Genomic DNA, 18,757 nt, shown 5'->3' with positions numbered 1-18,757 from the left:
TCCGTACGGCTTCCGGTGTCGCCCCGGGCCGTCCGTACGGCTTCGGCCGTCGCTCCGGCTGCCGGTAGGGCCTTCGAGCGTCACCCCGGCTGCCCGTACGGCCTTCGCGTGTCACCCCAGCTGCCGGTACCGCCCCTTGAAGTACATCAGGGGGCCGCCGTCCGCGCTCGGTACGCGGGCCGTCAGGACGCGGCCGATCACCAGGGTGTGGTCGCCGGCCGCGACGCGCTGCTCGGTGCGGCACTCCAGGGTGGCCAGCGCGCCGCCCACCAGGGGCGAGCCGGTGACCTCGCCGCGCACGTACGGGATGTCCTCGAAGAGCAGGCGGTCGCTGATGCGGCCCTTCATCGCGAAGCGGCCGGCGATGTGGCGCTGGCTCTCGGCGAGGACCGAGACGCCCCACAGCGGCTGCTCGGCGAGCAGGTCGTCCATGCGCGAGCCCTCCCGCAGGCTGACGAGCACCAGGGGCGGGTCGAGGGAGACCGACATGAACGCGGTGGCGGTCATGCCCACGTCCTCGCCGGTGGGCGCGGTCGGGTCGTCCGGATCGAGCGGCGGCTCCTGCGCGGTCACCAGGACCACGCCCGCGGCGAGCCGGGACATGGCGGCGCGGAACTCGTCGTGGGTCACCCCCTCAGCATGCCCGGCGGGGGCGGGTGTGAAGGGTGGGGGCACGGCAGGGGAAGTCTTCAGCACGCCGGAAACGCTAGTCTCCGCTCCAAGGGCCCCGCATCGGACCTCGGACCGGGCGCGGACCTAGGTCTTCCGCCTGACTCCGGCCCGGAACAGCCGCCGATGCCGCATACTCGCAAAGTGTCCGTTCGGTTAACGCACAGGAAAAACGCAGAAACTCCACTTTATTGTTCACGTTTTGCTGTGACTTGAGTCACAAGGGCTGGGAAATGTTGACCCTGTGTACCGAGTGAGCAGCGCGCTGTGATTCAGTGGCGAAAGACGCAGTACGAGACGCCACCAGGCTCAGACGACGATACGCCGACGACAACCCTTGATTCGCTGCGAAGTCTCGGGGGGAGGGCGAGCATGGAGACCGAGTCGGAACCCTACGTCCGTCTTGCGTCCCTGCGGCAGCTGCACCAGGTCATGGCGGACATGAACACCGCCCGCAGCCTGGCGGACACCCTGCAGACGGTCGCCGACGGCGTGGTGACCGCCCTCGGTTACGAGCTGGCGTGCGTCAACCTCGTCCGCCCCGACGGCGATCTCGTCGTCGCAGCGTTCGCCGGCAACCCCGCCGCCGAGGCCCTGATCACCGGCCGCGTCGGCTCCCGCCCGTCCTGGGACCGCCGCCTGGCCATGGGTGAGCAGTGGGGCGACCTGGTGTTCATACCGCACACCGAGGGCTGGGTCCTCGACGACGACGACGTCCCGCAGTGGTACACCGACGGACCCGCGCCCCGCTTCGAGGACGAGTGGCACCCCTCCGACCGCCTCTTCGCCCCCATGTACGCGCCCGGCGCGCAGGGCGGCCCGCGCGGCGAACTGCTCGGCGTGCTGTCGGTGGACCGGCCGCGCAACGGCCGCCGGCCCGGCGCCTGGGGCCGCGAGGCCCTGCAGATGTACGCCTTCCAGGCCGCGATCGCGATATCCAACGCCCGGCTGCGCTCCAACATGCAGCGTGCCCTGGTCCGCCTGGAGCGTGAGCAGCAGGCCCTGCGCGCCAGCGAGGAATCCTTCCGCCAGGCCTTCGAGTACGCCCCTTCCGGCATGGCCATCGCCGAGATGGGCGGCGACCAGCACGGCCGCATCCTGCGGACCAACGACGCGCTGTGCCGGCTGCTCGGCCGGCCCGCCTCCGCGATGCGCCGCTACTCCTTCTCCGACCTGGTCCACCCCGAGGACATCGGCACGCTGCTGCGCACCTCCGCCGAGGGCGGCCGCGCCGAGCTGCGCCTGGGCCGCCGGGACGGCACCTACGTCTGGGTGTCGCTGCGCAACTCCGTGGTCGCCGACACCGCCGACGGCCCCCGCTTCCTGCTCACGCACGTCGAGGACATAGAGGAGCGCAAGCGCCGCGAGCTCCAGCTCGCCCACCGCGCCTCCCACGACTCCCTCACCGGTCTGCCCAACTCCGCCGAGCTGCGCTCACGGCTCGCCGCCCGCCTGTGCCGGCGGCCGCAGACCGCCCACCCCGCGCTCGACGCGTACGACTCCTTCGACACCGCCGAGGCCGCCCACGGGCACCCCGCCGCCTTCGACGCGAACGGCCACGGTTTCGACTTCCGGCCCGCCCCTGACGGCTACGACGCCTACGACCACCATGTGCACACCGTCGCCCCCGAGGGTGAGCGGGACGACGGCGCCAAGGGGCTCGCGGTGCTCTTCTGCGACCTCGACGGCTTCAAGTCGATCAACGACCGGTTCGGGCACAACGCGGGCGACGCCGTCCTCATCGAGGTGGCCCGGCGGCTCAGCAACGGCGTGCGCGACGGCGACACCGTCGCCCGGCTCGGCGGCGACGAGTTCGTGATCCTCGCCGACGGCCTCGGCCGCGCCGACGCGCAGGACCTCGCCGTACGCCTGCGCAACGAGATCATCCAGCCGATCCGCGCCGAGGGCCGGGCCGTGCGGGTGGGCGCCAGCTTCGGCATCGGCTGGGCGCACTGCGGCATGACGGCCGACGAAGTCCTCAAGTCGGCGGACGAACGGATGTACGTCGAGAAACGATCTCGTCCCAAACAGCACAGGCGCGCGGGGTAATCCGCAGGTCAGCGTGGTTGCGGGGACAACGGTGCGGTTCGGGTCACCCGTTTGGGTCTTGTGGAGCGGGTAGGCTCGCCCTCTGCCACACCCCACACCAAGAACCCCATCCGCCCCCCACCTGTTGAGGAGAACGAAGGGATGACGCCCGGCAACAACGGCCCGAGCACCCCCGAGGACGACGACCCGTTCGGCTACCTCTACGCCGACGGACAGGCCCGGGGTGCCCAGCCGCCCGCGGGAGGCTACGGCTACCCGAACTCCGTCAGCCGGGTGCGCACCGTCGGGGAACGGCAGTACGGGCAGCAGGCGCCGGCCGCCGCGCCGTACGGCCAGGTTCCGCAGCAGCAGGGTGCCCAGGGTGCCTACGGCAGGACCACCGCGCACTACGCGGCCCCCGAGACGTTCCCCGGTGGCGCGCCCACCGCCCAGCAGCCCCCGGCCGGCGGGTCCGGCTCCGGCGGGCGCGGCCGCGGCCCCAACACCAAGGGCCTGCTGATCGGCGCGATCGCCGTCGTCGCGGCGGTGGTGGTCGGCATCGGCGTGGTGATGATGAACGGCAACTCGGACGACAAGAAGAAGGACCAGTCCGGCACCGCCCCCACCCAGTCCCAGCAGAGCAGCACGCCGAGCCCGTCGTCGAGCGAGAGCGGCGACGCGGAGGTGAAGCTCCCGACGATCGACGCGAAGGCGCTCCGCCTGGGCGGTACGGCGACCCTCGCCTCGGACGTGCAGGGTGCCCAGTCCGACGGCGGCATCTACGTCGCCAACCTCAACCATGTCGGCTCCTCGGTGACCTGGACGGTCAACGGCATCCCGGAGGACGGGGCTTACACGCTGTTCACCCGCTACAGCACGGCCGGTGAGGCCCAGTCGATGACCCTGACGGTCAACGGCAAGCCGTTCGGCAACAAGCTGAACCTGGACAACTTCGCCCACGCCGCGGACGGCGACTTCACCAAGGGCTGGACGAAGACCTTCGCCTGGCCGACGCTCACCAAGGGCACCAACACCATCACCCTGTCCTGCGAGGCCGGCGACAAGTGCAACGTCCTCCTGGACCAGTTCTGGCTGAAGAAGGGCCAGGTCAAGAACTAGGGGCGAGCGTGAACGTCACCTGGCAGCACCAGAGGTGGCGTTCACGGCCCGATTACAGGGATGACGATGGTCTGAGGTGCCGGGTGAGGGTCCCTACCAGGAAATGCTCTTGGCCGCGAAGGGCAGGGAGCTGGAGTACTGCCCGGTCTTGATGACCACCTTGCTTCCGTAACAACTGGTGTCGCTGTAGACGGTGATGGTCTTGCCTGACTGGTTCGAAACCGTGCGGATACTCCTGCTTCGGACCTGAGGCGGGAAGCAGCCGTGTTCCGGGGTTGTGCGGTCTTCGCGGTTCCCCGAGAAGTTCGCCTTCACCCAGGTGCACAGCTTCCCCTGGGCACACACCGTCGCAGCGGAAGCGGGCTGCATGGAGGCGAACGGAAGGGTGGCGGTCAGGGCCGCGCCGGCCAGCAGCAGTGAGCGCTTTCGCACAGGTACACCTTTCGTGTCGAACGTCTGTTCGTTGATCTTCCTGTTTCCCGAACTGGGAGGCCAGTCCCGAATAGGCCACAATCACGCCTCCTGTGACAGGTGCCAGAGCGGCCCAAGCGGCGAGCCAGAGCCGGGCGCACGGCCGACCGGCATGGCTGAAACGTTTCCGCGACCGTCATGGCATGGGCGTCGCCGAACTCACGCCGCGCTGACTTCCGCCGTCACTCTCACCTGGTCGTGGAGGTCCTCATACGCTCGCACGTCGTACTCGCCCGCTGTCGGGGCGAGGACTGTTGCGGCGGAGAGGGCCACCGCTCGGGTGAGGCGGTCCGGCCAGGGGAGGTCTTCCACCAGGCCCGAGAGAAGGCCGGCGACCGCCGAGTCGCCGGCGCCGGTCGGGTTGCCGTGGACGCGGTCCGGCGGGGTGGCCCGCCAGCGGCCCTCCGGGGTCGCGGCCAGCAGGCCGGCGGGGCCCAGGGAGGCCACCACCGCGCGTGCTCCGCGCCGCCGTGCGTCCTGCGTCGCGCGCACCGGCTCGTGGGAGCCCGTCAGTTCCGCCAGCTCGTCGGCGTTGGGCTTGACGATGTCCGGGCGGGCGGCGACCCCCCGGCGCAGCGGTTCGCCGCTGGTGTCCAGCAGTACGGGTACGCCCGCCGCGCGCGCCGTACGGATCAGGCCCGCGTACGCGCCGACCGGCACGCCCGGCGGCAGGCTGCCGCACAGGGCCACGGCGGAGGCGGAGGCGATCAGCTCCGCGTAGCGGTCCTGGAAGGCGTCCCACTCGGTGGGCGCGATGACCGGCCCCGGTTCGTTCAGCTGGGTGGTGTCGCCGCTGCGCTCGTCGACGACGGCGATCGTGCGGCGCGTGGCGCCCGTGACCGGCACCAGCGCGTCGCGGACCCCGGCCGTGTCCGTCAGCAGGTCGCGGACGACGCGCCCGGTGGCGCCGCCCGCGAAGCCGGTGACCGTCACCTCGTGGCCGAGGGCCGCGAGGACCCGCGCCACGTTGACCCCCTTGCCGCCCGGCCGTTCGCCGACGTCCGTGACGCGGTGGGAGGTGTGCGGCCGCAGCGAGCGGACGCGGTAGGTGATGTCGAGAGCGGTGTTCAGCGTGACCGTGAGGATCACCTGGGCCGACCTCCCCCGCATACGTGTGCTGACCGTGGACTTCCGGAGGGTCGATCATGCCAAAGAGACGGCGGTCGGCCCAGCCCCGGGACCGGCCACCGTCCCCGTACGAGCGGACGGATCAGGCCAGTTGGGGGCCAACCACCCACGTGCCGCGGCGCATCACGCCCTTCAGGTCGAAGTGCTCGTCGAGCAGGACCAGGTCCGCGTCCTTGCCCGGCTCGAGCGAGCCGACGCGGTCGTCCAGTCCGAGCAGTCGCGCCGGGTTGGCCGACAGCGCCCTCACCACGTCCTCGACGGGCAGCCGGTCCACCGTCACCGCCCGCTTGAACGCGCGGTCCAGGGTGAGCGTGGAGCCCGCGATCGAGCCGCCCTCCACGAGCCGCGCCACCCCGTCGGCGACCTCCACCTCCAGCGGGCCGAGCATGTAGCGGCCGTCGCCGAAGCCGGCCGCGTCCATCGCGTCCGTGATGAACGCGACCCGGTCCGCGCCCGCGTGATGGAACGCCAGCTGCAGGGCCGCCGGGTGCAGATGGACTCCGTCGTCGATCAGCTCGACCGTGATCCGCTCGTCCTCCAGCAGCGCCGTGATGGGTCCCGGGGTGCGGTGGCCGATCGGCGGCATCGCGTTGAACAGGTGTGTGGCGACCGTCGCGCCCGCGTCGATGGCCTCGACGGTCTGCTCGTAGGTGGCGTCCGTGTGCCCGATCGCCGCGATCACGCCGTGCTCGGCGAGCAGCCGTACGGAGTCGACGCCGCCCGGCAGCTCGGTGGCGAGGGTGACCATCTTCGCGTGCCCGCGCGCCGCGTCGATCAGCTTGCGCACCTCGGCGGGCTCCGGGTCGCGCAGCAGTTCCTCGGAGTGCGCGCCCTTGCGGCAGGGCGAGATGAACGGCCCCTCGAAGTGGATCCCGGCGAGGTCGCCCTGCTCGGCGAGCTCGCTCAGCAGCCCGGCGCGGTGCGTGAGGAAGTCCATGTCGCCGGTGACGGTGGAGGCGACGAGGGTGGTGGTGCCGTGCAGGCGGTGGGTGTGGATGCCCGTGAGGACGTCCTCGACGGTGCCCGAGGTGAAGGAGGCTCCGCCGCCGCCGTGGTTGTGCAGGTCGACGAAGCCGGGGACCACGTAGTGGTCGGTCACGTCGATGATCCGGGCGTCGGCCGGCGCTTCGGCGGCGATGCGGGTGCCGTCGATCACCACCTTGCCGCCGGGGACGGCCCCTGTGGGGAGGACGACCGTTGCGCCGGACAGCACCAGGGGGGTGCCGGACGTTGCGGGGTGCGGGGTCGTCGTGGTTCCTCGCGCCCGCGCGGCGGCAGCCGCATGTTCGATAGGGCCCCGCGCCCCCTTCGGCGTTGCCATCAGGGCGTTTCCTCCTTGCCGTTCGTGGTGTCGAGGAGGTCCCAGGCCAGGAGGCCTGCGCCCAGGCATCCGGCCGTGTCGCCCAGGGCGGCCGGGACGATCTCCGGCAGTTTCTGGAAGGTGACCCGCTGCGCGACGGCGTCCCGCAGTGGTGTGAACAAGGTTTCCCCCGCCTCGGCCAGGCCGCCACCGATGATCAGGGTGCGCGGGTCCAGCAGGGTGAGCGCGGTGACCAGGCCGTCGGCGAGGGCGTCGACCGCCTCCTGCCAGACACGGACGGCGTTCGGGTCGCCGGACGCGACGGCCTTGGCGCAGTCCGCCGCGTCGGCTTCCGGGTCGCCGCAGGCCGCGGCCCACGCCTGGCTGACCGCCGACGCGGACGCGAACCGTTCCAGACAGCCGCGCTGCCCGCACGGGCAGGGGGTACCCCCGGGCCGTACGACGATGTGGCCGATCTCGCCGGCGAAGCCGTGCGCGCCCGCCTCGACCCGGCCGCCGATGCCGATCGCGCCGGCGATCCCGGTGCCCAGCGGCACGAACAGATAGCGGTCGGCGCCCCGGCCCGCGCCCAGGCGGCCCTCGGCGAGGCCGCCGGCCCGCACGTCGTGGCCCAGGGCGACGGGCGCGCCGAGCCGCTCGGCGAGCAGGTCGCGCAGGGGCAGGTCGCGCCAGCCGAGGTTGGCGGCGTAGGCGGCGATGCCGTGCTGTTCGTCGACGATGCCGGGGACTACGACACCGGCCGCGGCGGCGGCCTCGCCGAGGTGTGCCTTGCCGTGGGCGCGCAGGTCGGCGGCGAAGCCGAGGATGTTCCCGACGACCGCGTCGGGCCCTCGTTCGCGGCCCGTGGGCCGGCGTGCCTGGTGAAGCAGTTCGCCGTCCGCCCCGACCAGGGCGGCCTTCATCCCGGTGCCGCCCACGTCGAGGGCGATGACATGTCTCACGGGGGACAGTGTGGCCCCACCACCCGCGAGAGGTCTAGTCCACTCGCATGGTGTAGACCTTAATCCGTTAATCGGAAAGTGGTTCAGACGTCTCCTGCGGGTCGGACGTCTGCGAGGGTGGGGGAGCCGGAGCGGTGCAGCGGCGAAGGACGACGACGATCGCGGGGATCTCCGCACTGGGCATGGCGGCGGTGCTCACCGGCTGCGGCGTCACCGGCGACTCCGGTGACGTGACCCTGAAGCTGGTCGCCGCCGACTACGGCGACAACGACTCCAACAGCTCCCGGCACTACTGGGACGACCTCGTCAACGACTACGAGAAGCAGCACCCCGGCGTGAAGATCGACGTCAGCGTGTACTCGTGGAACGACGTCGACCGCAAGGTCAAGGAGATGACCGACGCCGGCCAGGCGCCCGACCTCGCCCAGATCGGCGCCTACGCCGACTACGCGGCCAAGGACGAGCTGTACCGGGCCGACGACGTGCTCTCCATCTCCACCCAGGCCGACTTCGTCTCCCAGCTGGTGTCGGCGGGACAGGTGCACGGGGTGCAGTACGGCATGCCGTTCGCGGCCTCCACCCGGCTGCTCTTCTACAACAAGACCCTCTTCGACAAGGCGCACATCGACCCGCCCAAGACGTGGGCCGAGCTGGCCGCCGACGCCGCCGCGCTCAAGGACAAGGGCGTGAAGTACCCCTACGCGCTGCCGCTCGGGCCGGAGGAGGCGCAGGCCGAGACCATGCAGTGGCTGCTCAGCGGCGGAGGCGGCTACGTCGACACCGTCGGCACCTACGGCATCGACTCCTCGCAGAACGTGCAGACCTTCACCTGGCTGAAGAACGAACTGGTCGGCAAGGACCTCACCGGGCCCGTCGCGCCCGGCAGGCTCAACCGCGCCGACGCCTTCACCGCCTTCGCCGACGGCCAGGTCGGCATGCTCAACGGGCACCCCTCACTGATGCAGATGGCCGCGAAGAAGGGCGTGAAGTTCGGCATGGTCACCATGCCGGGCGTGAACGGGCCCAGCCGGTCGGTGATGGGCGTGGCCGACTGGATGATGGCCTTCAAGAAGAACGGCCACCGCGAGCAGATCCGCGACTTCCTCGACTTCGTCTACAGCGAGAAGAACGTCCTCGACTTCTCCCGCACCTACGACCTGCTGCCCGTCACCACCACCGCCTCCGCGGCGATGAACGGCTCCGGGCAGGACAAGGACATCCAGCCCTTCCTGGAGCAGCTGCCGCTCAGCGAGCTGTACCCGGTCGGCAAGACGTCCTGGGCGTCGGTCAGCGCCGACATCAAGAAGCGCATCGGGCAGACCGTCGACCCCACCGGCAGCGCCGTGTCCGTCCTCGGGCAGCTCCAGTCGGCGGCGGTCGCGGCGGACAGCGCGCAGCCGTAGGGGCGAGACGCCCCCTGGGCGCAGGAGGCCCCTAGCCCGGACCCGAGGCAGCCGCAGGCGTCCGCGCCCGGACCCGAGGCAGCCGCAGGCGTCCGCGCCCGGACCCGAGGCAGCCGCAGGCGTCCGCGCCCGGACCCGAGGCAGCCGCAGGCGTCCGCGGCCGGCCGCGAGGCAGCCCCGGGCTCCCGAGGCAGCCCCGGGCGTCCGCGGCCTTCGTCCGGGCCGGCCACGGGCCCGGCGGCGTTGTCAGTGGGCGGCGGTACCGTTTCGGGCATGGATCAGGAACAGCTCGGGGCGCGCGAACAGGCGATCCTCGCGCTGGAGCGCCGGGGCTTTCCCGGCCCCGGCGCGAAGGAGCGCGCCGTCCGCGAGGAGCTGGGCCTCGCCCCGGTCCGCTACTACCAGCTGCTCAACGCCCTGCTGGACGACACCCGCGCCCTCGCCCACGACCCGGTGACGGTGAACAGGCTCAGACGGATACGGGACGCCCGCCGCGCCGAGCGGTGACGACACGCCTCTCCAGGTTCGGAGGAGGCCCCGCGGGGATAGGTTCGCGATATGGGCAGCCATGACACGCAACCCCCGGACCTTCCCGAACCGGTGACCGCGCAGGGCCGCGAGGGCCTCGACGCCGTCCTCGCCCGCCCCGCCGGGGCGGTGATCGGCCTCGACTTCGACGGCACCCTCGCCCCCATCGTCGCCGACCCCGAGCAGGCCCGCGCCCACCCGGACGCGGTACCCGCCCTCGCCCGCCTCGCCCCCGAGGTCGCCTCGATCGCGGTGGTCACCGGACGGCCCGCGGGCGTCGCCGTACGGCACGGCGGTTTCGCCGGCGTGCCCGGCCTGGAGCACCTCGTCGTCCTCGGCCACTACGGCGCCGAACGCTGGGAGGCCGCCACCGGTGAGCTGACCGCCCCGCCGCCGCACCCCGGCGTCGCGGCGGTGCGCGCCGAGCTGCCCGGGCTGCTGGACTCGGTCGGCGCCTGGCGGGGCACGTGGATCGAGGAGAAGGGCCGCGCTCTCGCCGTGCACACCCGCCGCGCCGAGGATCCGCAGGCCGCGTTCGAGGCGCTGCGCGCGCCGCTGGCGGACCTGGCGGCGCGGCACGGGCTGATCGTCGAGCCCGGCCGCCTGGTGCTGGAGCTGCGCCCGCCGGGGGTCGACAAGGGGGTGGCGCTGACGGAGTACGTCCGTTCGGTGGGCGCCGGATCCGTCGTCTACGCGGGCGACGACCTGGGCGACCTGCCCGCGTTCGCGGCCGTCGACGCGCTGCGCGCCGAGGGCGTCCCGGGTCTGCTCGTGTGCAGCGGCAGCGCGGAGGTCACGGAGCTGTCGAAGCGGGCGGACGTGGTGGTCGACGGCCCGGAGGGAGTCGTACGCCTGCTGTCGGCGCTGGCGGACCGGGTGACCCGGCCCGCCTAGCCGCGCGGGGTCACCCCTGCAACGCCTCCAGCTGTTCCAGGAACCACTTGGCGGGCGGCAGCGCGGTCGCCGCTGCCGCCAGCCGCTTGGCCCGCTCGCCGCGCTCGCCCGCCGGCATGCTCAGCGCCTCGTGCAGGGCGGCCGCCGTCCCGGTCACGTCGTACGGGTTGACCGCGATGGCGTCCTCGCCCAGCTCCTCGAACGCCCCGGCCTCCCGCGACAGCACCAGCGCGCACCCCTCGTCGGAGACGAGCGGCACCTCCTTGGCGACCAGGTTCATCCCGTCCCGGATGGGGTTGACCAGCGCCACGTCCGCGAGCCGGTACGCGGCCAGCGAGCGCGCGAAGTCGTCCTCGACATGCAGCACGACCGGCGTCCAGCCGTCCGTGCCGAAGTCGGCGTTGATCTCCTCGGCCACCCGCTGCACCTCGGCCGTGTAGTCCCGGTAGACGGCGAGGTCCTGCCGGGACGGGTAGGCGAACGCCACGTGCACGACCCGCTCGCGCCACTCGGGGTGGTCCTCCAGCAGCTGCCGGTACGCCAGCAGTCCGCGCACGATGTTCTTCGACAGCTCGGTGCGGTCCACCCGGACGATCGTCCTGCGCCCGGCGCCGATCTGCTCCCGCAGCGCCGCCATCCGCTCACCGACGTCCGTCCGGTGCGCCCGCTCGCGCAGGAAGTCGGCGTCCGCGCCGAGCCCGTGCACCCCGATCCGGGTGGTGCCGAGCCCGCCCGCGAACTGCTCGCAGCACGCCGTGAAGGCGTCCGCCCAGCGCTGGGTGAGGAAGCCGAGCCGGTCCGCGCCCAGCATCCCGTCGAGCACCTGCCGCGCGATGTCGTCCGGCAGCATCCGGAAGTACTCCGGCGGCGCCCACGGCGTGTGCGAGAAGTGCCCGATGCGCAGGTCGGGGCGCAGCGCGCGGAGCATCCCCGGGACCAGGGTCAGGTGGTAGTCCTGCACGATCACCACGGCGCCCTCGGCGGCCTCCTCGGCCAGCGCCTCGGCGAACGCCCGGTTGTACGTCTCGTACGACGCCCACTGCCTGCGGAACTCCGCGTCGAAGACCGGCTCCAGTGGCGTCTGGTACAGCATGTGGTGCACGAACCACAGCACCGAGTTGGCGATGCCGTTGTAGGCGTCGGCGTGCACCTCGGCCGGGATGTCCAGCATCCGCACGCCCTGCTCGCCCTGCCCGCGCCGCACCGCCTCGCGGTCACCGTCGGACAGCGCGGAGCACACCCACAGCGCGCCCGCCTCCGGCCCGATGGCCGACAGCCCGGACACCAGTCCGCCCCCGCCCCGCTTCGCGGTGAGCGAGCCGTCGTCGCCCACCGAGTACGACACCGGGCCGCGGTTGGACGCGACCAGCACCCGAGCCCTCTGATCAGCAGCGTGCGTGGAAGCCATACGCCTCAACCTAGCCCGCCCCGGAAAAACTCAAACGTATGGCCGGATCCGGTGGCCGGTCGTACACCGTGCGTTCACGCCACCTTGCGCGCTGCGTACTCCGCGATCTCCGTCATCGGGGGCCGCTCCTCCGTGTCCACGGAGTACGTGCGCGGCTCGAAGCCGTCCTCGCCCCGCTCGAACTGGGTCAGGGACGGCCGGATCAGGTGGCCGCGGGCCAGCCGGAGCTGGGCGGTGCGGTAGATCGCCGCCGCCATCCGGCCGAGGGCCTGGCCGTCCTGGTGGCGGTGGACGCGCACACCGACGTCGACCTGGGCGAGGGCGTCCAGGCCGACCAGGTGCAGCGCGTCGACGAGCATGCCCAGCTCCACGCCGTAGCCGACGGGGAAGGGCAGCTGTTCCAGCAGGGAGCGGCGGGCCGCGTACTCGCCGCCGAGCGGCTGGACGAACCCGGCCAGCTGAGGCCAGTGCATGTTCAGCAGCGGGCGCGCCATCAGTTCGGTGACCCGGCCGCCCTGGCCCGCGGCGCCGGCCAGCGGGCGGTCGTACATCGCCTTGACCAGCTGCACCTCGGGGTCGGTGAGGAGCGGGCCGGCGATGCCGGTGACGAAGTCGGAGGAGAAGTCCCTCAGGTCCGCGTCGACGAAACAGACGATGTCGCCGCTCGTGACCAGCAGCGAGCGCCACAGCACCTCGCCCTTGCCGGGGACGGCGGGTATGCGCGGCAGGATCTCGTCGCGGTGGACGACGCGGGCGCCCGCCGCCGCGGCCACCTCGGCGGTACGGTCGGTGGAGCCCGAGTCGACCACGACCACCTCGTCGACCAGCGGGACCTGCTGCATGAGGTCGTGCCGGACGACCGCGACGATGTCGCCGACCGTCTCCTCCTCGTTGAGCGCGGGCAGCACGACGGACACCGTCTGCCCCGTGGCGCGCTTGGCGGCCAGGACCTGGTGCAGCGGTCGATCGGTCACGGACCAGGAGCGGGTGCTCAGCCAGCGCTCGACTTCTTCAAGCACGGTCTGCGGCTCCTCACTGTCGTGGTCACACCGGCTCGCGCCGGGTGAAGGGTGATCCAGGTGATCCATCTCGCGGTTCGGACGACTATCTCAACTGTCCAGGCCTTCGGTTACAGTCTTGAACAACGCTGATGACCATCGCATGTCGGGGGTCGACCGCGTTCACAACCGAATACCGCTCATCCAGAGGGGCAGAGGGACACGGCCCGGTGAAGCCCCGGCAACCACCCTGACTCCGGACTCGTTCACGCGAGGCTCCCGGCCGGGGAAGGTGCCAATTCCGTCTCACGGCGAGATGCGTCGTGAGGAAGATGAGGAGAAAGGGCCTCGCCTCACATGGCTGCGCAGACAGTTACCAGCACCTCCACCGTCGATCTCGGTCCCGCCGCGGCCCTGAGCTGCCGCGAATGCGGTCACCGCGTCCCGCTGGGCCCGGTCTTCGCCTGCGAGGAATGTTTCGGCCCGCTCGAGATCGCCTACGACTTCTCGGCGTACGACACCGAGGAACTCCGCAAGCGCATCGAGGCGGGACCCGCGAACATCTGGCGCTACGCACCGCTGCTGCCCGTCCCCGCGGACGTGGCCGACAAGCCGAACATCAACCCGGGCTGGACCAAGCTCGTCAAGGCCGACCACCTCGCCGCCGAGCTCGGCGTCACCGGCGGTCTGTACGTCAAGGACGACTCCGGCAACCCGACCCACTCCTTCAAGGACCGCGTCGTCGCGCAGGCCCTGGAGGCGGCGCGTGCCTTCGGCTTCACCACCCTGTCCTGCTCCTCCACCGGCAACCTGGCCGGCGCCGTCGGCGCCGCCGCCGCCCGGGCCGGCTTCCGCTCGTGCGTGTTCATCCCGCACGACCTGGAGCAGGGCAAGGTCGTCATGGCCGCGATCTACGGCGGCGACCTCGTCGGCATCGAGGGCAACTACGACGACGTGAACCGCTTCTGCTCCGAGCTGATCGGCGACCCGGCCGGCGAGGGCTGGGGCTTCGTCAACGTCAACCTGCGGCCGTACTACGCCGAGGGCTCCAAGACGCTGGCGTACGAGATCTGCGAGCAGCTCGGCTGGCAGCTGCCCGACCAGCTCGTCATCCCGATCGCCTCCGGCTCGCAGCTCACCAAGGTCGACAAGGGCCTGCAGGAGCTGATCAAGCTCGGGCTGGTCGAGGACAAGCCGTACAAGATCTTCGGCGCGCAGGCCGAGGGCTGCTCGCCGGTGTCCACGGCCTTCAAGGCCGGGCACGACGTGGTGCGCCCGCAGAAGCCGAACACCATCGCCAAGTCGCTGGCGATCGGCAACCCGGCCGACGGCCCGTACGTCCTGGACATCGCGCGCCGCACCGGCGGCGCGGTGGAGGACGTCACCGACGAGCAGGTCGTCGACGCGATCAAGCTGCTGGCCCGCACGGAGGGCATCTTCGCGGAGACCGCCGGCGGGGTGACCGTGGGTGTGACGCGCAAGCTGATCGAGAACGGTGTCCTCGACCCGACGAAGACGACGGTCGTCCTGAACACCGGCGACGGCCTGAAGACCCTGGACGCGGTGGCCGGCACCGGCCTGACCGCCACCATCCGCCCGACCCTGGACTCCTTCCGAGAGGCTGGCCTCGCATGAGCGTGACCGTTCGCATCCCCACCATCCTGCGCACCTACACCGGTGGCCAGGCCGAGGTGAAGGCCGAGGGGGCCACCCTCGCCGACGTCATCGCCGACCTGGAGAAGAACCACGCCGGCATCGCCGCGCGGGTGCTGGACGACCAGGGCAAGCTGCGCCGCTTCGTCAACGTGTACGTCAACGACGACGACGTGCGGTTCGAGCAGGGTCTGGAGACGGCCACCCCGGACGGCGCGGGCGTGTCGATCATTCCGGCGGTCGCCGGCGGCTGCTGACACGCAGAGTTCCCCGCATTGCCCCCTCCGTGAGAGAAACGGAGGGGGCAATTCCATGTGATTAGGCGCGGTAGAGTTGGGGAACGCGGCCCGGAATCGACGGGGGCGCGCTCTCATGAACCTGCTGCACGGGCGACAAGAAGTAGCCAAAGTACGCGGGTCTTTTGTCTTTTTTGCACCCTTTGTGTGGCCCGACTTGCTCGTAATTCAGGTGAATTCTCGCGAGATTTCGGACCGGGCCCGTCCAGAATTCTCGTCCGATTGACCTGTTGCAGACGGCAGTTGGACAGATACATTCAGCCGCGGTCGACGCGTTCCGGCGCACGCCCCCTCCCATCGGGGGGCGAGGTCTGACCCGGATCCGCGAAGTGTGGATCTGTGCAAGGGCCAGTAATAGGGGAGTTAGGCATGGCTCAGGGCACCGTCAAGTGGTTCAACGCGGAGAAGGGCTACGGCTTCATCGCGGTCGACGGTGGTGCGGACGTCTTCGTCCACTACAGCGCCATCCAGATGGACGGCTACCGCACCCTGGAAGAGGGCCAGCGGGTCGAGTTCGAGATCTCGCAGGGCCAGAAGGGTCCGCAGGCCGACATGGTTCGCGTCACCGCCTGAACGTTCATTCACGCACGAGGGGCCCGCACCACGCACAGGGTGCGGGCCCTTCCGCGTGCCCGGACGCCTGCCCGGACGGCTGCGGGGGCGTGTTCGCGGGTGGCTGATCGACCGGCCCGGACCCCGAGAGGCGCTTGCACTCGACCATGCCGAGTGCTAATCATTGCGTTAGCACTCTGAAGGTGAGAGTGACAACGTAAGGACCGGGTCGGTGAGGCCGGGGCCGGGCGGGGCAAGGAACCCGCGGGTCTTGGTCGTCCGTCGCGGGCGCGGGCGCGGTCCGAAGTAATCACCCCCAGTCCTGGAGGGACCACTTCACATGGCCAAGATCATCGCGTTCGACGAGGAGGCGCGGCGCGGCCTCGAGCGCGGCATGAACCAGCTCGCGGACGCCGTCAAGGTGACGCTCGGCCCCAAGGGCCGCAACGTCGTCCTCGAGAAGAAGTGGGGCGCGCCCACGATCACCAACGATGGTGTGTCCATCGCCAAGGAGATCGAGCTCGAGGACCCGTACGAGAAGATCGGCGCCGAGCTGGTCAAGGAAGTCGCCAAGAAGACGGACGACGTCGCCGGTGACGGTACGACCACCGCGACCGTGCTCGCCCAGGCCCTGGTCAAGGAAGGCCTGCGCAACGTCGCCGCCGGCGCCAACCCGATGGCTCTGAAGCGCGGTATCGAGAAGGCCGTCGAGGCCGTCTCCGCCGCCCTGCTGGAGCAGGCGAAGGACGTCGAGACCAAGGAGCAGATCGCCTCCACGGCCTCCATCTCCGCCGCCGACACCCAGATCGGCGAGCTGATCGCCGAGGCGATGGACAAGGTCGGCAAGGAAGGCGTCATCACCGTCGAGGAGAGCAACACCTTCGGCCTCGAGCTCGAGCTCACCGAGGGCATGCGCTTCGACAAGGGCTACATCTCCGCCTACTTCGCGACCGACATGGAGCGCATGGAGGCGGTGCTCGAGGACCCGTACATCCTCATCGCCAACTCCAAGATCTCCTCGGTCAAGGACCTGCTCCCGCTCCTGGAGAAGGTCATGCAGTCGGGCAAGCCGCTGCTGATCATCGCCGAGGACGTCGAGGGCGAGGCCCTGTCGACCCTGGTCGTCAACAAGATCCGCGGCACCTTCAAGTCCGTCGCCGTCAAGGCCCCGGGCTTCGGCGACCGCCGCAAGGCCATGCTCGGCGACATCGCCATCCTCACGGGCGGCGAGGTCATCTCCGAGGAGGTCGGCCTCAAGCTGGAGAACGCGACCCTGGACCTCCTGGGCCGCGCCCGCAAGGTCGTCATCACCAAGGACGAGACCACCATCGTCGACGGTGCCGGCTCCTCGGACCAGGTCGCGGGCCGCGTGAACCAGATCCGCGCCGAGATCGAGAACAGCGACTCCGACTACGACCGCGAGAAGCTGCAGGAGCGCCTGGCGAAGCTCGCCGGCGGTGTCGCGGTCATCAAGGCCGGTGCCGCCACCGAGGTGGAGCTCAAGGAGCGCAAGCACCGCATCGAGGACGCCGTCCGCAACGCCAAGGCGGCCGTCGAGGAGGGCATCGTCGCCGGTGGTGGCGTGGCCCTGCTGCAGACCACCCACGTCTTCGACAAGCTCGAGCTCGACGGTGACGAGGCGACCGGTGCCCAGGCCGTGAAGCTCGCGCTCGAGGCCCCGCTGAAGCAGATCGCGGTCAACGCCGGCCTCGAGGGCGGCGTCGTGGTGGAGAAGGTGCGCAACCTGACCCCGGGCCACGGCCTGAACGCCGCGACCGGCGAGTACGTCGACCTGGTCGCCGAGGGCATCATCGACCCGGCCAAGGTGACGCGCTCCGCGCTGCAGAACGCCGCGTCGATCGCCGCGCTGTTCCTCACCACCGAGGCCGTCATCGCCGACAAGCCGGAGAAGGCCGCGGCCCCGGCCGGCGGCGGCATGCCGGGCGGTGACATGGACTTCTGATCCTCTCGGATCACCTGTCCTTACGGGTCTTCGCGAAGGCCTTTTCCGAGGGCGGCACTCCCAGCATCGGCTGAGGGTGCCGCCCTCGGGCGTGTCCGGGGTCACACCCGCCGGGCCCGGTCGCCGGAATGAGGGGCGGGCCGTGCATGGTTGCTTCAGTGAGTGCAACAATGCGCGCGCACATACCAACCGGTCACCAGAGGAGCCTCCCCATGAGCCTCGCCGAGCCCGCCGCCGTCCGCGCGGCCGCCCTGCTCTCCCGTCCGACGTCGATCAACGGTCTGACCGTCCCGAACCGCATCGCGATGGCGCCGATGACCCGGATGTTCTCGCCGGGCGGCGTCCCCGGTGAGGACGTGGTGGCGTACTACGCCCGCCGTGCCGCCGCCGGTGTCGGTCTGATCGTCACCGAGGGCACGTACGTCGGTCATGAGTCGGCCGGGCAGAGCGACCGCGTGCCGCGGTTCCACGGTGAGGAGCAGCTGGCCGGGTGGGCGAAGGTCGCCGAGGCCGTGCACGCCGGCGGTGGCACGATCGTGCCGCAGCTGTGGCACATCGGCATGGTCCGCGAGCAGGGCGACCCGCCCTTCCCGGACGCCCCGGCCATGGGCCCCTCCGGCCTCGTCACCGCCGGTGCCGAGCCCACCGGCAAGGCCATGACGCAAGCGGACCTGGACGACGTCATCGCCGCGTTCGCCCAGGCCGCGGCCGACGCCGAGCGCATCGGGTTCGACGGCGTCGAGATCCACGGCGCCCACGGCTACCTCGTCGACCAGTTCCTCTGGGAGGGCACCAACCGCCGCACCGACGCCTACGGCGGCGACACGTCGTCCCGCGTCAGGTTCGCGGCGGAGATCGTCGCGGCCGTCCGCGAGAAGGTGTCGCCGGAGTTCCCGGTCCTCTTCCGCTACTCGCAGTGGAAGCAGCAGGACTACACCGCCCGTCTCGCCGAGACCCCCGAGGAGCTGGAGGCGATCCTCGCGCCGCTGGCCGCCGCCGGTGTGGACGCCTTCCACGCGTCCACCCGCCGCTACTGGCTGCCGGAGTTCGACGGCTCCGACCTCAACCTGGCCGGCTGGACCAAGAAGCTGACCGGCAAGCCCGTCATCACCGTCGGCTCGGTGGGCCTCGACGGCGACTTCATCCACGCCTTCCAGGGCGAGGGCTCGCCGGTCAAGAACATCGACAACCTGCTGGACCGTCTGGAGGCCGACGAGTTCGACCTGGTCGCCGTCGGCCGGGCCCTGCTCCAGGACCCCGAGTGGGCGGCGAAGGTGCTGGCGGGCCGCTTCGACGAGCTGAAGCCGTACGACGCGGCCGCGCTGAAGACGCTTCGCTGAGGCGGGGCGGGGCGAGGCGGCCGGTTCGTCTGCGGGTGCGGGGTG

The 18,757-nt window shown here is 71.2% G+C and carries 17 protein-coding genes and 1 riboswitch; of the genes, 10 read left to right on the top strand and 7 right to left on the bottom strand.

All coding sequences use genetic code 11. From position 1 onward, the window contains the following. Positions 1–111 precede the first annotated feature (111 nt). Positions 112–603, bottom strand: coding sequence for a flavin reductase family protein (locus AB0E88_RS18600; protein ID WP_361631652.1), 492 nt, complete (start codon positions 601–603; stop codon positions 112–114). Positions 604–1,041: 438 nt separating this feature from the next. Here AB0E88_RS18600 and cdgB point away from each other — a divergent pair, with 438 nt between their 5' ends. Continuing rightward, positions 1,042–2,718 (top strand): diguanylate cyclase CdgB, encoded by a 1,677-nt coding sequence (gene cdgB / locus AB0E88_RS18595; RefSeq protein WP_361631535.1) that lies wholly within the window; start codon positions 1,042–1,044, stop codon positions 2,716–2,718. Between the two features lie 141 nt (positions 2,719–2,859). Further along, a complete protein-coding gene (locus tag AB0E88_RS18590) occupies positions 2,860–3,816 on the top strand; it encodes a carbohydrate-binding protein (RefSeq protein ID WP_361631533.1) in 957 nt (318 codons plus the stop codon). Between the two features lie 93 nt (positions 3,817–3,909). Here the strand turns inward: AB0E88_RS18590 and AB0E88_RS18585 are convergent, their stop codons facing one another. From AB0E88_RS18585 to AB0E88_RS18570, 4 genes are all read right to left on the bottom strand, one after another. Continuing rightward, a complete protein-coding gene (locus AB0E88_RS18585) occupies positions 3,910–4,248 on the bottom strand; it encodes a peptidase inhibitor family I36 protein (RefSeq protein ID WP_361631531.1) in 339 nt (112 codons plus the stop codon). Between the two features lie 198 nt (positions 4,249–4,446). Continuing rightward, entirely contained in the window at positions 4,447–5,376 is a 930-nt protein-coding gene (locus AB0E88_RS18580) for a 1-phosphofructokinase family hexose kinase (protein ID WP_361631529.1), read from the bottom strand. Between the two features lie 121 nt (positions 5,377–5,497). Then, a complete protein-coding gene (gene nagA / locus AB0E88_RS18575; protein WP_361631527.1) occupies positions 5,498–6,736 on the bottom strand; it encodes an N-acetylglucosamine-6-phosphate deacetylase in 1,239 nt (412 codons plus the stop codon). Continuing rightward, complete coding sequence (locus AB0E88_RS18570) at positions 6,736–7,677, bottom strand: ROK family protein (protein ID WP_361631525.1); 942 nt, start codon at positions 7,675–7,677, stop codon at positions 6,736–6,738. Before AB0E88_RS18570 ends, nagA begins: the two co-directional genes overlap by 1 nt. Before the next feature lie 182 nt (positions 7,678–7,859). On the opposite strand from AB0E88_RS18570, the gene AB0E88_RS18565 reads away from it, so the two are divergent. The 3 genes from AB0E88_RS18565 to otsB all read left to right on the top strand — a co-directional run bounded on the left by AB0E88_RS18565 (position 7,860) and on the right by otsB (position 10,502). Continuing rightward, positions 7,860–9,080 carry an extracellular solute-binding protein gene (locus AB0E88_RS18565; protein ID WP_361631650.1) on the top strand — a complete coding sequence of 407 codons (1,221 nt, stop codon included), beginning with the start codon at positions 7,860–7,862 and terminating at the stop codon, positions 9,078–9,080. Between the two features lie 273 nt (positions 9,081–9,353). Beyond that, a complete protein-coding gene (locus AB0E88_RS18560; RefSeq protein ID WP_361631523.1) occupies positions 9,354–9,587 on the top strand; it encodes a DUF3263 domain-containing protein in 234 nt (77 codons plus the stop codon). Between the two features lie 51 nt (positions 9,588–9,638). After that, positions 9,639–10,502, top strand: coding sequence for a trehalose-phosphatase (gene otsB, locus AB0E88_RS18555; RefSeq protein ID WP_361631521.1), 864 nt, complete (start codon positions 9,639–9,641; stop codon positions 10,500–10,502). Positions 10,503–10,512: 10 nt separating this feature from the next. Here otsB and AB0E88_RS18550 read toward each other — a convergent pair whose 3' ends face one another. Both AB0E88_RS18550 and AB0E88_RS18545 read right to left on the bottom strand, forming a co-directional pair. Continuing rightward, the gene (locus tag AB0E88_RS18550) at positions 10,513–11,910 is read right to left on the bottom strand and encodes a trehalose-6-phosphate synthase (RefSeq protein ID WP_361631519.1); all 1,398 of its coding nucleotides are present in this window, start codon (positions 11,908–11,910) and stop codon (positions 10,513–10,515) included. A 74-nt stretch (positions 11,911–11,984) separates the two neighbouring features. Further along, the gene (locus tag AB0E88_RS18545) at positions 11,985–12,929 is read right to left on the bottom strand and encodes a glucosyl-3-phosphoglycerate synthase (protein ID WP_361631517.1); all 945 of its coding nucleotides are present in this window, start codon (positions 12,927–12,929) and stop codon (positions 11,985–11,987) included. A gap of 176 nt (positions 12,930–13,105) precedes the next feature. After that, a riboswitch (SAM riboswitch) is annotated at positions 13,106–13,247 on the top strand. 18 nt (positions 13,248–13,265) lie between these two features. Here AB0E88_RS18545 and thrC point away from each other — a divergent pair. The 5 genes from thrC (at position 13,266) to AB0E88_RS18520 (ending at position 18,712) form a co-directional block, all read left to right on the top strand. After that, a complete protein-coding gene (gene thrC / locus AB0E88_RS18540) occupies positions 13,266–14,543 on the top strand; it encodes a threonine synthase (protein ID WP_361631515.1) in 1,278 nt (425 codons plus the stop codon). Continuing rightward, the gene (locus tag AB0E88_RS18535) at positions 14,540–14,818 is read left to right on the top strand and encodes a MoaD/ThiS family protein (protein WP_361631513.1); all 279 of its coding nucleotides are present in this window, start codon (positions 14,540–14,542) and stop codon (positions 14,816–14,818) included. The genes thrC and AB0E88_RS18535 overlap by 4 nt, the downstream gene beginning before the upstream one ends. 408 nt (positions 14,819–15,226) lie before the next feature. Next, positions 15,227–15,430 (top strand): cold-shock protein, encoded by a 204-nt coding sequence (locus AB0E88_RS18530; RefSeq protein ID WP_004986573.1) that lies wholly within the window; start codon positions 15,227–15,229, stop codon positions 15,428–15,430. A gap of 319 nt (positions 15,431–15,749) precedes the next feature. Beyond that, positions 15,750–17,372, top strand: coding sequence for a chaperonin GroEL (gene groL, locus AB0E88_RS18525; RefSeq protein WP_361631511.1), 1,623 nt, complete (start codon positions 15,750–15,752; stop codon positions 17,370–17,372). A 212-nt stretch (positions 17,373–17,584) separates the two neighbouring features. Beyond that, complete coding sequence (locus tag AB0E88_RS18520) at positions 17,585–18,712, top strand: NADH:flavin oxidoreductase (protein ID WP_361631510.1); 1,128 nt, start codon at positions 17,585–17,587, stop codon at positions 18,710–18,712. The last annotated feature ends 45 nt before the right edge of the window (positions 18,713–18,757 follow it).

The sequence above is a fragment of the Streptomyces sp. NPDC028635 genome, from assembly GCF_040637635.1.
Taxonomy (GTDB): domain Bacteria; phylum Actinomycetota; class Actinomycetes; order Streptomycetales; family Streptomycetaceae; genus Streptomyces.
The sequence above is the reverse complement of the archived record's forward strand: the minus strand, read 5'-3'. Positions and strand labels throughout refer to the sequence as shown.